The sequence below is a fragment of the Blastococcus atacamensis genome (assembly GCF_002938425.1).
Taxonomy (GTDB): Bacteria; Actinomycetota; Actinomycetes; order Mycobacteriales; family Geodermatophilaceae; genus Blastococcus; species Blastococcus atacamensis.
Map to the genome: position 1 here is coordinate 1 of NZ_POQU01000033.1, position 11777 is coordinate 11777.

General features: G+C 70.7%; 11 protein-coding genes. All 11 read right to left on the reverse strand.

Translation table 11 applies throughout. The annotated features are described in order from the left end of the window. Positions 1-123 precede the first annotated feature (123 nt). A complete protein-coding gene (locus C5508_RS09820) occupies positions 124-840 on the reverse strand; it encodes a hypothetical protein (RefSeq protein ID WP_104524766.1) in 717 nt (238 codons plus the stop codon). A gap of 73 nt (positions 841-913) precedes the next feature. After that, positions 914-2188 carry an MlaD family protein gene (locus C5508_RS09825; protein ID WP_104524767.1) on the reverse strand — a complete coding sequence of 425 codons (1275 nt, stop codon included), beginning with the start codon at positions 2186-2188 and terminating at the stop codon, positions 914-916. Then, positions 2185-3453: an MCE family protein gene (locus C5508_RS09830; RefSeq protein WP_104524768.1), complete on the reverse strand. Its 1269-nt coding sequence runs from the start codon at positions 3451-3453 to the stop codon at positions 2185-2187. Before C5508_RS09830 ends, C5508_RS09825 begins: the two co-directional genes overlap by 4 nt. Next, positions 3450-4700, reverse strand: a complete 1251-nt coding sequence (locus tag C5508_RS09835) for an MCE family protein (protein WP_104524769.1) — start codon at positions 4698-4700, stop codon at positions 3450-3452. Before C5508_RS09835 ends, C5508_RS09830 begins: the two co-directional genes overlap by 4 nt. Next, positions 4700-5725 carry an MCE family protein gene (locus C5508_RS09840; RefSeq protein ID WP_104524793.1) on the reverse strand — a complete coding sequence of 342 codons (1026 nt, stop codon included), beginning with the start codon at positions 5723-5725 and terminating at the stop codon, positions 4700-4702. The genes C5508_RS09835 and C5508_RS09840 overlap by 1 nt, the downstream gene beginning before the upstream one ends. Continuing rightward, the gene (locus tag C5508_RS09845; RefSeq protein ID WP_104524770.1) at positions 5725-6804 is read right to left on the reverse strand and encodes an MCE family protein; all 1080 of its coding nucleotides are present in this window, start codon (positions 6802-6804) and stop codon (positions 5725-5727) included. The genes C5508_RS09840 and C5508_RS09845 overlap by 1 nt, the downstream gene beginning before the upstream one ends. Continuing rightward, a complete protein-coding gene (locus C5508_RS09850; RefSeq protein WP_104524771.1) occupies positions 6801-8174 on the reverse strand; it encodes an MCE family protein in 1374 nt (457 codons plus the stop codon). The genes C5508_RS09845 and C5508_RS09850 overlap by 4 nt, the downstream gene beginning before the upstream one ends. A gap of 7 nt (positions 8175-8181) precedes the next feature. After that, the gene (locus C5508_RS09855) at positions 8182-9051 is read right to left on the reverse strand and encodes an ABC transporter permease (RefSeq protein ID WP_104524794.1); all 870 of its coding nucleotides are present in this window, start codon (positions 9049-9051) and stop codon (positions 8182-8184) included. Beyond that, complete coding sequence (locus tag C5508_RS09860) at positions 9051-9866, reverse strand: MlaE family ABC transporter permease (protein WP_232797032.1); 816 nt, start codon at positions 9864-9866, stop codon at positions 9051-9053. The genes C5508_RS09855 and C5508_RS09860 overlap by 1 nt, the downstream gene beginning before the upstream one ends. After that, the gene (locus C5508_RS09865; RefSeq protein WP_104524772.1) at positions 9863-11011 is read right to left on the reverse strand and encodes an ABC transporter ATP-binding protein; all 1149 of its coding nucleotides are present in this window, start codon (positions 11009-11011) and stop codon (positions 9863-9865) included. The genes C5508_RS09860 and C5508_RS09865 overlap by 4 nt, the downstream gene beginning before the upstream one ends. A gap of 363 nt (positions 11012-11374) precedes the next feature. Then, entirely contained in the window at positions 11375-11767 is a 393-nt protein-coding gene (rplL, locus tag C5508_RS09870; protein ID WP_104524773.1) for a 50S ribosomal protein L7/L12, read from the reverse strand. Positions 11768-11777 lie beyond the last annotated feature (10 nt).

Here is an 11777-nt window from a genome sequence, read left to right on the forward strand (position 1 = left end):
AGTCCACTGTATTTCTTTTTGTGGATTTGGTCGGCAGCGTCAGATGTGTATAAGAGGAAGGTCGCGGGCCGCGGCCGCGGGGTGGGACGGGAACGGTTGCCGGAGTCCTCGCTCATCGTCGGCTCACCGCCCCGTGATCCCGGACAGACGCCACTGGCCGTCCACCTTCTCGAGCTCCACCTGGATGCGGTACTTCACGACCTGCGCCTGCTCGCTCGCGTTGGACTGCTGCGTGGACTGGATGAGCAGGGCCGCGGTCGCGCTGTCCTCGTCCGCGGCGGTGACCCCGGCGCCCACCACCTCCGTGTTCACCACGGCCTCGGAGCTGGTGATCTCCTCGCGCCGGTCCTCCAGCTGCGCGACCGCCTCCTCGCGGAGGTCACCGGTGGCCACGCGGCGGATCTGCTCGATGTCGTCGTCGATCGTGAGGTGGTCGAAGGAGGTCACGTCGACCACCCCCGAGCGGGCGGCCCGCAACGCCTCGGCGTAGTCGGCGGTGCTGATGTCGGACTCCGCGGGGCGCGTGAACCACAGGAACGCGATCGCGGCCAGCAGCAGCACGAGCAGGGCGCCCAGCAGCGGCAGCACGGGCAGCGCGACCCGCGGTCCCCGCCGCTCCTCGCCGTCCTCGAGCACCTCGTCGCCCTCGGTCGGACCGGTCCCGCGGCCCCGGCCGCGGCGTCGCGAGGGGGACTCGACGATCGTCGCCGCGTCGGCGTCGACATCCGTCGGCTCGGCCGGACCGGTCGGCACGGAGCCGTCGTCGGTCGGAGTGGCCCCGTCGACCGGCCCGGTGGCGTCCTCCGCCTCCGGCGGATGCGCCCGCGCGTCGCTGATCACCCGCGAGTTCCTCCCTGTCGTCGTGGCCGACCCGGACGACGCGTCGTCGTCCGGGCCGGTGAGCATGCCATGGTCAGCCGAGCGCGGACGCCACCGGGGTGGCGTGCAACACACCGTTGAGCAGGTCGGTCAGGGGGCTGAGCGGGTTGGCCCCACCGCCGCCCGGTGCGCTGCTGCCGGGCTGGGCGGCCCCGCGACCGCCGCCGCTGCCGATGTTCTGCTCACCGCGGATGTTCGACCCGTTCTCGTCGTACCCGTCGTCGGGCCGGGGGTCGACGCCGTCGAAGACCTGGCACCCCACCGCGTCGGTGTCCACGCCCTGCACCGCCCCCTGGCTGGGCGTCTGGGCGGTGGGCACGTAGCCGGTCACGCAGGAGTGCGGCTGCTGGGTCAGGACCAGGCCGAAGTGCGAGCGCAGCACGCCGTCCTCGTCCCGGCGCACGACGGTGAACCCGCCGCTCACGGCGTCGGGATAGGTGACCAGCATCTGCCGGACCCCGTCCAACCGCGGGATCGTGACCTTGTTGAGGATGTCGAGGTTGCGCACCAACGAGCCCAGCCCCGGTCCGGCGTCCTCGACCAGCCCCTGGAGGGCCTCTCCCGCGTCGGGTGCGTTGACCACCAGACCGCGCAGCTCCGGGTCGATGTCGACCAGCGTGTCGGTGAACAGCCGCAGGTCCTCCGCCCACTGCCGGATCGCCGAGCGGCTGTCCCGCTGCGTGTCGAGGACGGTCTGGCCGTCGGTGATCAACCGGAGCGTCTCGGGCAGCGACTGCTGGGCACGCGCCAGCAGCAGGTCACCGTTGTCGACCAGCCGCCCGAGGTCGTCACCGGAGCCGGCGAAGGCCCGCCCCAGCTCGTCGACGACGATGCGCAGGCTCTCCGGGTCGATCGATCCGACCAGCTCGTCGATGTTGAGCAGCATCTGCTCGACCGGCACCGGGATGCTGGTGCGCTCCTGGGGGATGACCGCTCCGTCCTCCAGGTAGGGCTCGCCCTCCCTGGTCGGCCGCAGGATGACGTACTGCTCACCGACGGCGCTGCGGGTGGCCACCACGGCCTCGGTGTCGGCCGGGATGGGGTCCGTGCCCGGATCGATCGTGAGCTCGACCCGGACGCCGTCGTCCACCAGCGTCATGTCCGACACCCGGCCCACCGCGACACCGCGGTAGGTGACCTCGGCGTTGACGAAGATGCCGCCGGAGTCCTCGAAGTCGGCCGCGACCTCGTACCCGGTGCCGAGCAGCAGGCGGTCCAGACCGACGTACTTGAAGCCCAGGTACGCCATGCCCAGGATCGCGACGAGGACGAAGGCGATCAGCTTGATGTTGGTGACGCGGTTGATCACTGACCCACCTCCGGGATCTGGGGCAGGCCGGCGAGCCCGGTCTGGTCCGGGGCGCCGGGCACCGCGTCGACCACGGAGCCGGCCACGCCCTCGAGCCCGGTCGGCGACGTCGACGCCGCGGCCGCCGAGCCGCCGCCGGTCCCGCCACCGGTACCGCCACCGGTACCGCCCTCCACGCCGCAGCGGTCGCCGACGAGGACGTCGGTCACGGGGAGCTGGCGCAGCGAGCCGTCCTGGTCGATCACGTAGCGGCACAGGATGGTGCTCAGGTCGAAGTCGAGCGTGGCGGTCATGTTGGTGAACAGGGCCATGCCGCCCGACTGCGCCTGCCGGTAGTTCAGCGCGGACAGCGAGCTGTCCGGGAAAGGGTAGGTGAGCAGCAGCTCGAGGGAGCCGGCCAGGTTCGGCCCGGCGGCGGCGAGCTGGGTGAGCACAGGCTGCAGCAGCTGCAGGTCGGCGACGGTGTTGGCCGCCGACTGCTGGATCACCCGGGTGCCGACCTCTCCCAGCCGGGCGAGGCCCTCGAGCATCGAGACCAGCAGGTCGCGCTGCTCGTTGATGACGTCGAGCCCGGGGCCGATCGTGTCCAGCGCCGTCTCGATCGTCGCCGTGCGCTCGGCGAGGCTGGCGGCGAGGGCATTGGCGTTGTCCAGGGCGCGGTTGATCTCCGCCTTCTGCGCGTCCAGCCCACCGATGAAGGTGTCGAGCTGGGTCAGCGTGGCCTTGATGTCGGCTTCCCGGCCCTCGAGCGCGTCGCCGAGCTCCCGGTTGATCGTCTGGAGCTGGGCCAGTCCCCCGCCGTTCAGCACCAGGGAGAGCGCACCCAGCAGTTCCTCGACCTCGACGTTGCGGTTGGTCCGGTCCAGGGTGATCCGGTCACCGTCCTCGAGCCGACCCTGCGGCTCGACGGTCCCGCCCGGAGGGGCGAGCTCGACGTACTTCTCCCCCAGCAGGGACGACTGCTGGATCGCCGCGACCGCGTTGGCCGGCAGGTCGACGTCGCCGTTGACCGTGACCGTCACCACCGCCGTCCAGTCGTCCCCGAGCTCGATGTCCTCGACCCGGCCCACCGCGACGTCGGCCACGCGGACGCCGGACTGCGGTACGAGGTCGAGCACGTCGAGGAACTCGATCTGCACCGTGTACGGCTCGTCACCGACGTCCGCGCCGCCGGGCAGGTCGAGCGAGTAGGCGCCGCGGAAACCGCACCCGCTCAGCAGGAGCAGCCCGGCGCCGAGCGCCATCACTCGACGGGTCCTGGTCATTCCGCTGCCTCCGTCGCGACGGGGACGAAGCCCACCGGCAACCGCGGCGTACCGCCCCCGCCACCGCCTCCGCCAAAGATGGCTTCGTAGATCTCGTCCCGGTCGGGGGTCCCGTTGCCGTTGAGGTCGTCCGGTCCGTTGGCGTTGTCCGCGTCGCCGGACAGCAGCCGGGCGCAGATCTGCTCCACGCCGGTGCGCAGCGGAGCGCCCGGGTCGGGCAGCGCCACCGGCAGGTCGGCCTCCAGGTTCACGCGGCCCAGCTGGTAGAGCGCACCGCAGACGACCACCTCGGGGCTGAGCGAACCCACCCCGTTGTCGCGGGTGTCCAGCGTGCCGTAGTCGGGGTTGTACGCGCGGGCCAGGTTGCTGAGCGCGGCGGGCGCCACGTCGAGCACCTCGGCGAGCGCGTTGCGCTGCTGGACCAGCACCAGCGTCACGTCGGCCAGCCGGTTGACGTTGGTGGTCAGCAGCGCCGTGTTGTCGCGGACGAAGCCGGCCACGTCGGCGAGGGCGTCGTTGAGGAGGGTGACCGCCTCCGCGAGGTCCTCGCGCTCGGAGGCCAGCAGGTCCGCCACCGCCGCCATGTTGTCGTTGAACATGCCGACCTGGGCGTCGATGGAGGCGAGCGCCGAGGTGAAGGTCTGCAGGTTCTCCAGGGAGCCGAAGAGGTCCTCCCGGTTGTCGGCGAGGGTCTCGACCGCCTGCGAGAAGCCGGTGAGGGTGCGGTTGAGCGCGTCACCGTTGCCCTCGAGGTTGGCCGCGCCCACGTCCACGAGGTCGGAGAGGGCCCCGTTCTCGTTGGCGCCGTTCGGGCCCAGCGCGGCGGAGAGCTCGTCGAGCGCCCCGTAGACCGCGTCCAGCTCCACCGGGATCGCGGTGCGGTCCATCGGGATGTCGGCGCCGTCCTCGAGCTTCGGGCCGCCGTCGTAGACCGGCGCGAACTGCACGTACCGGTCCGAGACCAGCGACGGCGCCAGGACGATGGCGTTGGCGTCCGCCGGGACGTCGTAGTCGTCGTCGATGCTCATCTCGACGCGCACCCGGTCCCCGAGGGGGACGACGTCGTCGATGGTGCCGATGGCGATGCCGAGGACCCGAACCTCCGACCCCGGGTAGAGACCGACCGTCTCGGCGAAGTACGCCGTCACGCGGTACTGACCGGCCGGCCGGAGGATCGTCCAGCCCAGCGCCGCCAGGAGCACCAGCGCCGCTGCGGCGGCGACAGCACGTTGCAGAGTGCCGCTCATCACTGACCTCCCGAGGTGCAGCCGGTGACCGAGGTCTCGACCCCGGTGCAGATGGCGGCGCCGACGACCGTCGGCAGCAGGTCGTTGACGAAGCTGTCGAACCAGCGGCCGTTGCCGAGCGTGTTGGTGAACACCCGGACGAAGGGGGCCAGCTCGTTCACCGTCTGGGCGAGCGCCGCCCGGTTGCGCGACAGGATGTCGGTGACCCGCGACAGCTGCTGCAGCGCCGGCGTGAGCGCTTCACGGTTGTCGGAGACGAGCCCGGACAGCTGGCGCGACAGCTCCTGGGTGCTGGTCAGGATCGAGTCGATCAGCTCCCGCCGCTCCTGGACCTCGGTGAGCAGCGTGTTCGAGTCCACGATCAGCTGGGTGAACTCGCCGTTGCGGTCGGCCAGGACCTCGGTCACCTTGCGGGTCGCACCCAGCAGCTCGCGCAGCTGGGCGTCCCGCGAGGCGATGGTGTCCGACAGCCGGGCCAGCCCCTCCAGCGACGTGCGGACCTCGTCCGGGGTGTCGGCGAAGGTGTCGGCCAGCACCTCGAAGGAGCTGGCGAGCTGGGCGGTGTCGATCTCCTGCACCGTCGAGGACAGGTCGGCGAAGGCCTCGACGACGTCGTAGGGGGACGCGGTGCGCTCGAGCGGGATGCCCACGTCGGGGTCGAGCTCGGCGGAGCCGCGCGGCACCAGGGCGACGTACTTGGCACCGAGCACGGTCTCGATCTTGATCGCCGCCTCGGAGCGATCGCCCACGAAGGCGTCCTTCACGCGGAACTCCACCGTCACCGCGCCGTCCTCGAGGGCGAGGCTCTCCACGTTGCCCACCTTGACGCCGGCCACCCGCACGGGGTCGTCGGCCTTCAGCCCGGCCGCCTCGGAGAACTGCGCCTTGTAGACGGTCCCGCCGCCGATGAGCGGCAGGGACTGCGCGTTGAACGCGAGGAGGATCAGCAGGGCCATGGCGGTCAGGCTGACCGCCCCGACGACGACGGGGTTCTTGTCGCGGAAGTTCTTTGACCGGCGCGCCATCACCCACACCCCTCAGCCTGGCTGTCGAAGTCGAACTCCCGGGAGAACGCCGTGCCCGTGGGGTTGGCCGGGGTCACCGGCGCCGGCAGGGTGACGGTGCCCCCCGCCCGGCACATGAAGAAGTTGAACCAGCTGCCGTTGATGGCGGTCCGGGTGGTGAGGTCGAGCTTGGTCGGTGCCAGCTGCAGGAACTCCTCGACGAGGTCACCGGAGTCGGCGACGTTGCGGGACAGGTCCTCGAGGGCCTGGATGTCGGCGGCGAGCGGCGGCCGGACGTCGGCGAGGAAGCCGCTCGTCGCCACGGCCAGTTCGTCGATCGTCTGGAGCGAGTCGAAGATGGCGTCCCGGTCCCCCGCCAGGCCGGTGACGAACTGCTGCAGGCTGACGACGAGGTCCGACAGCTGCTGGTCACGGGCGGCGACGGTGCTCATGACCGTCGTGAGGTTGTCGATGACGCTGCCGATCACCGCGTCCTTGTCGGCGAGCGAGTCGGTCAGCGACGCCACGTGGGCCAGCAGGCTCTCCATGGTGCCGCCCTCGCCCTGGAAGACCTGGATGATCTCGAAGGACACCCGGTTGACGTCCGCCGGCGACAGCGCCTGCAGCAGCGGCTGGAACCCACCGAACAACGTGGTCAGGTCCAGCGCCTCGGTGGTCTGGTCGAGCGGGATGACCGCCTCCTCGTCCAGCGTCTCGCCGGAGGAGCCGTCGCCCTCGGTCAGCGAGATGTACCGCTGCCCAACGAGGTTGCGGAAGCGGATCGTGGCCTCGACCGCGGCGGGGATCCGGATGTCGGCCGCCACCTCGAGCTGCACCTCGGCCATGGGGCGGGCATTCAGGTCGGACTGCTCGGCCACCTCGATCCCGGTGACCTGACCGACCCGGACACCGGCGATGCGCACCTCGTCACCCTCCACGAGCCCGGCGACGTCGGTGAACTGGGCGCGGTAGGTGGCCTGCTCGCCGTAACCGGCGTTGGTGATGGTCGTGACCAGCACGTAGGCGGCCAGGATCGTCACCACCGCGAAGACGACCAGCTTGGTCAGCGGCCCGGCCATGCCGCGCAGCTGCCCCTTCATCGGATCATCACGCTCTTCCCCCGCAGGATCGGCGCCAGGCTGGAGGCCGAGAGGTCGGACACCTCGTCGGGCTCTGCGCCGCGCTGGTGGGCCAGCAGGCTCCGGACGAAGTCGAGTTCAGCCGTCGACCCGGCCAGGTTCCTGGGCAAGGAGTTGCCGCTGCTGGCCGCGCTCGGCGGCGGGTTGCCGCCGTCGTCGGCCCCGCCGCGGTAGCAGGCCGGCTCCGGACGCTCCGCGCTCTCCGGCGACTCGATGCCGTCGTTGGGCGGGTACGGGCAGTAGTACTCCCCCGACGCCGCCTGGGCGATCTCGCCGTCGATGTCGTCCAGCCCGCGGCAGTCGGGCCCCGAGGTGTCCTGGTACGCGGGCTGGTCCCCCGGCTGGTAGCCGTTGCGCGGCGGCAGGACGATCTGGATGTTGAGGTTCAGGGCCGGGTCGCCGTCGGCGCCGAAGGTCTCCCCGATCCGTGGCACCGAGCGGGCCAGCCCCTCGAGCAGGCAGGGGTAGACCGGCGAGTACTCGGCGAACAGGCCGAGCACCGGGCGCGACGTCTCGGCCAGCGAGATCAGGTTGCGCTCGTTGGTCTCCAGGAAGCCGGCCGCCACGTTGGACGAGCTGGCCCCCACCGTGAAGGTGCGGCGCAGCTGCTCGGCCTGGTCGACCACCGTGGTGTTGGTGACTGCGAGGTTGTCCAGCACGGCAAGCAGGTCGTCGGCGGCACCCTCGTAGGTCTCGGCGAAGTCGGCCAGACCCGAGATGTCGGCCTGGATCTGCGGCATCACGGTGTTGAGCTCGCCGAAGTACTTGCCGGTGGCGGCGAGGTTGGCCCCCAGCGAGTCACCACGGCCGCGCAGCGCGTCGGCGACCGCGCCGAGGGTGTAGGAGAGGTCCTGCGGCTGGACCGCCTGCAGCAACGGGAGCGTGTCGTCGATGACGCGCTGCAACTCGATCGCGTTCTCGCTGCGGTCCTGACCGATGACGTCGCCGTCGGCCAGCCGCTCCGAGCTCGGCTGCTCCGGCAGCTCGAGGGAGACGAAGCGCTCCCCGAACAGGGTCTTGGGGAGCAGGCGGGCACTCACGTCGGCCGGGATCTGGTCGAGGTACTCCGGGTTGATGGCCAGCTCGATCTCCGCCCCGTCGGCGCTGGCCGCCACCTCGCGCACCTCGCCCACGATGACCCCGCGGATCTTGACGTCGGAGGCCTCCTGCAGCTGGTTGCCGGCGGTCTCCGCGCGCAGCGTCACGCGGGCGATGTCGGTGAAGGCCTTCTGGTAGGTCGCCACCGAGAGGCCGAGCAGCATGGCGAGGACGACGAAGAACACCACTCCCTGCACGCGGCGGCGGACGACGTGGCCCTTTTCCGTGGACATCAGCTGGTCACCCCGCGATCCGGACGGTCGTCGTCGAGCCCCAGATGGCCAGCGACAGGAACAGATCGATGATGTTGATCGCCACGATCGAGAAGCGCACCGCGCGGCCCACGGCCAGCCCGACGCCCGCCGGACCGCCGCTGGCGCGGTACCCGTAGTAGCAGTGGGTCAGGATGATGACCACCGCGAAGACCAGCACCTTGAGGAACGACCACAGCACGTCCTCCGGTGGCAGGAACAGGTTGAAGTAGTGGTCGTAGGTGCCGGTCGACTGCCCGTACCCCTGCGTGGCGATCAGCCGGGTGGCGAAGTAGCTGGTGAGCAGACCCAGCACGTAGAGCGGGACCACCGCGATGAAGCCGGCGATGATCCGGGTGGTCACCAGGAACGGCAGCGACGGGACGCCCATGACCTCGAGCGCGTCGATCTCCTCGTTGATCCGCATGGCGCCGATCTGGGCGGTGAAGCCGCAACCGACCGTCGCCGACAGGGCCACGCCGGCGACCAGCGGGGCGATCTCCCGGGTGTTGAAGTACGCGGAGAGGAAGCCGGTGAAGGCAGCCGTGCCCAGCTGGTCCAGGGCCGCGTAGCCCTGCAGGCCGACGGCGGACCCCGTGAAGAAGGCGAGCGCGGCGATGACGCCGACCGTGCCGCCGATGACCGCGAGCGCCCCGCTGCCGAAGGTGACCTCGGCGAGCAGCCGGAACGTCTCCTTCTTGTAGCGGCGCAGCGTGCGCGGGGTCCAGGCGAGCGCCCGCGCGTAGAACGTCATCTGGTCGCCGAGGTCCTCGAACGTGTCGAGGGGCTGCTTGTAGACCTTGCGGACGATCCTGCGGGTGCCGATCTTGATGCGGTCGCCGGGAGACAGGAGGGTCATCACTGCCCCTTCGGCGGAACGAGCTGGAAGTAGATCGCGGTGATCACCAGGTTCACCGCGAACAGCAGCAGGAACGTGATGACGACGGACTGGTTCACCGCGTCACCGACGCCCTTCGGCCCGCCGCCGGCGTTGAGCCCCTTGTAGGACGCGACGATCCCGGCGATGAGCCCGAACACCAGCGCCTTGAACTCCGAGGCCCAGAAGTCCTCGATCTGCGCCAGGGCGCTGAACGAGGCGAGGTAGGCACCCGGGGTACCCCCTTGGAGCACGACGTTGAAGAAGTAGCCACCCGCGACGCCGACCACGCTGACCAGGCCGTTGAGCAGGGTGCTGACGAGCATCGCGGCCAGCACCCGCGGCACCACCAGGCGCTGGATCGGGCTGATGCCCAGCACCTCCATGGCGTCGATCTCGTCGCGGATCTTGCGGGAACCCAGGTCGGCGCAGATCGCGGACCCACCGGCGCCGGCGATGAGCAGCGCGGTGACGATCGGGCTGGCCTCGCGGACCACCGCGAGCACCGACGCCGCACCGCTGAAGGACTGCGCACCCAGCTGCCGGGTCAGCGATCCCAGCTGCAGCGCGATCACCGCGCCGAAGGGGATCGCGACGAGGGCGGTGGGGATGATGGTGACGCTGGCGACGAACCACGCCTGCTGCAGGAACTCGCGCAGCTGGAACGGCCGCTTGGGCAGCGCCCGGAGCACGTCGAGCGCGAAGGCGAACAGGTTGCCGCTGGCCCGCAGCGGGCGGGTCGGCGAGAGCTTGCCGTCGAGGAGCCCCGGAGCCTTGGGCTTGTCGGTGGCGGTCACTCCTCGCCGCCCCGTCGGGGCAGCACGGCGGTCGCGGTCGATCCGGCGGTCTGGCCCTCGGTGCCGTGCGCATCGGGCTCAGCCGCCCAGTGCCGTCCGCCGGCCCGGGTCGGCTCGAACGCGCCGGACTCGGCCTTGGCCAGCAGGTCCTCGGGCAGGGACTGGCGGATCGCGGCCTGGGTCTCCGGGTCGAACTCGTGCAACATCCGCGCGACCCGCTCCTGCCGGCGGCGCTCGGCCTTGCGCTCGGGCAGCCCCTCGCTGGGCGTCAGCTGCGGCGGGACGGCGTCGCCGCCACTGGCGCCCTTCGGACCCACCCCGTTGTGCGAGTCACCGCCGCGCGCCTCGAGGGCGGCCATCTCGGCCTCGACCTGCGCGACGTCCTTCTCCTCGCTCATGCCGATCGGGCCCTCGCGCCGGCCGTTGAGGAACTGGCGGACGACCGGCTCCTGGGACGTGAGCAGCTGCTCGCGCGGGCCGAACATGACCAGGTTGCGGCGGAACAGCAGGCCCAGGTTGTCCGGCACGGTGCGGGCGGTGCCGATGTCGTGCGTGACGATGAGGAAGGTGGCGTCGATCTGGGCGTTGAGGTCGACGATCAGCTGGTTGAGGTAGGCGACGCGGACCGGGTCGAGGCCGGAGTCCGGCTCGTCGAACAGGATGATCTCCGGGTCCAGGACCAGGGCACGGGCGAGACCCGCACGCTTGCGCATACCGCCGGAGATCTCACCGGGCAGCTTTCCCTCGGCGCCCTGCAGACCGACCATGTCCATCTTCTCGAGGACGATCGACCGGATCTCGGACTCGCTCTTCTTCGTGTGCTCGCGCAGCGGGAAGGCGATGTTGTCGTACAGCGTCATGGACCCGAAGAGCGCGCCGTCCTGGAACAGGACGCCGAAGAGCTTCCGGATCTCGTAGAGCTGGTGCTCGCTGGTGCGCACGATGTCGGTGTCGCTGATGACGATCGAGCCCTTCTCGGGCTTGAGCAGCCCGACGAGGGACTTCAGGAACACCGACTTGCCCGTTCCCGAGGGGCCGAGGAGGACCGAGATCTCACCCGGGGGCAGCGTCAGCGTGACATCGCTCCAGATGTTCTGGCTGCCGAACGACTTGGTCAGCCCCGAGACCTCGACTGCGACGCCCACGTGTCCCTGCCTCCCGTTCCGGCTCTGCTGCCGGTCCCCGCCCCGCCGCGATGGCGGGCCCCGGCAGTGTGCGGCAACCTCGACGACCCCGCATCCGGAGTCGCCGTGGCACACACCACTACCGACCAGTAACGAACGTGCGGAGGCGAGGTTACGTGTGTCACGCGTTTTCGGTGACTCCAATCTCGTCCCGCGCGACAGGATCACCCCAGCATGCGACAGGGCCGTCCTCCTGACGGAGGACGGCCCTGGTGCGGCGGAGCCGCGAGGTGACGCTGTGGAACGGCTAGGCGACGTTCCTGGAACGGCCCCGCTGCAGGGTCCCGCGCCGAGCTGGCGAGGCGTGGGGGGCAGCGGGGTCCTTCACTTGACGGTGACGGTGGCGCCGGCGCCCTCGAGCGCGGCACGGGCCTTGTCGGCAGCGTCCTTGGCGACCTTCTCCAGGATCGGCTTCGGGGCGTTGTCGACCAGGTCCTTGGCCTCCTTGAGGCCGAGGGACGTGAGGCCACGCACCTCCTTGATGACCTGGATCTTCTTGTCGCCGGCAGCCTCGAGGATGACGTCGAACTCGTCCTGCTCGACGGCGGCAGCGGCGTCGCCACCGCCACCACCGGCGGCCGGGGCCGCCGCGACGGCGACGGGAGCAGCAGCGGTGACCTCGAAGGTCTCCTCGAACTGCTTCACGAAGTCGGACAGCTCGAGGAGGGTCATCTCCTTGAAAGCGTCGAGCAGCTCGGCGCTGGAAAGCTTCGCCATGGTGATCTCC

Bases quoted from the DNA above. Each gene is read 5' to 3' on its own strand.
- C5508_RS09830 (WP_104524768.1), bottom strand. From the start codon at position 3,453: ATGACCAGGACCCGTCGAGTGATGGCGCTCGGCGCCGGGCTGCTCCTG.
- C5508_RS09835 (WP_104524769.1), bottom strand. From the start codon at position 4,700: ATGAGCGGCACTCTGCAACGTGCTGTCGCCGCCGCAGCGGCGCTGGTG.
- C5508_RS09840 (WP_104524793.1), bottom strand. From the start codon at position 5,725: ATGGCGCGCCGGTCAAAGAACTTCCGCGACAAGAACCCCGTCGTCGTC.
- C5508_RS09845 (WP_104524770.1), bottom strand. From the start codon at position 6,804: ATGAAGGGGCAGCTGCGCGGCATGGCCGGGCCGCTGACCAAGCTGGTC.
- C5508_RS09850 (WP_104524771.1), bottom strand. From the start codon at position 8,174: ATGTCCACGGAAAAGGGCCACGTCGTCCGCCGCCGCGTGCAGGGAGTG.
- C5508_RS09855 (WP_104524794.1), bottom strand. From the start codon at position 9,051: ATGACCCTCCTGTCTCCCGGCGACCGCATCAAGATCGGCACCCGCAGG.
- rplL (WP_104524773.1), bottom strand. From the start codon at position 11,767: ATGGCGAAGCTTTCCAGCGCCGAGCTGCTCGACGCTTTCAAGGAGATG.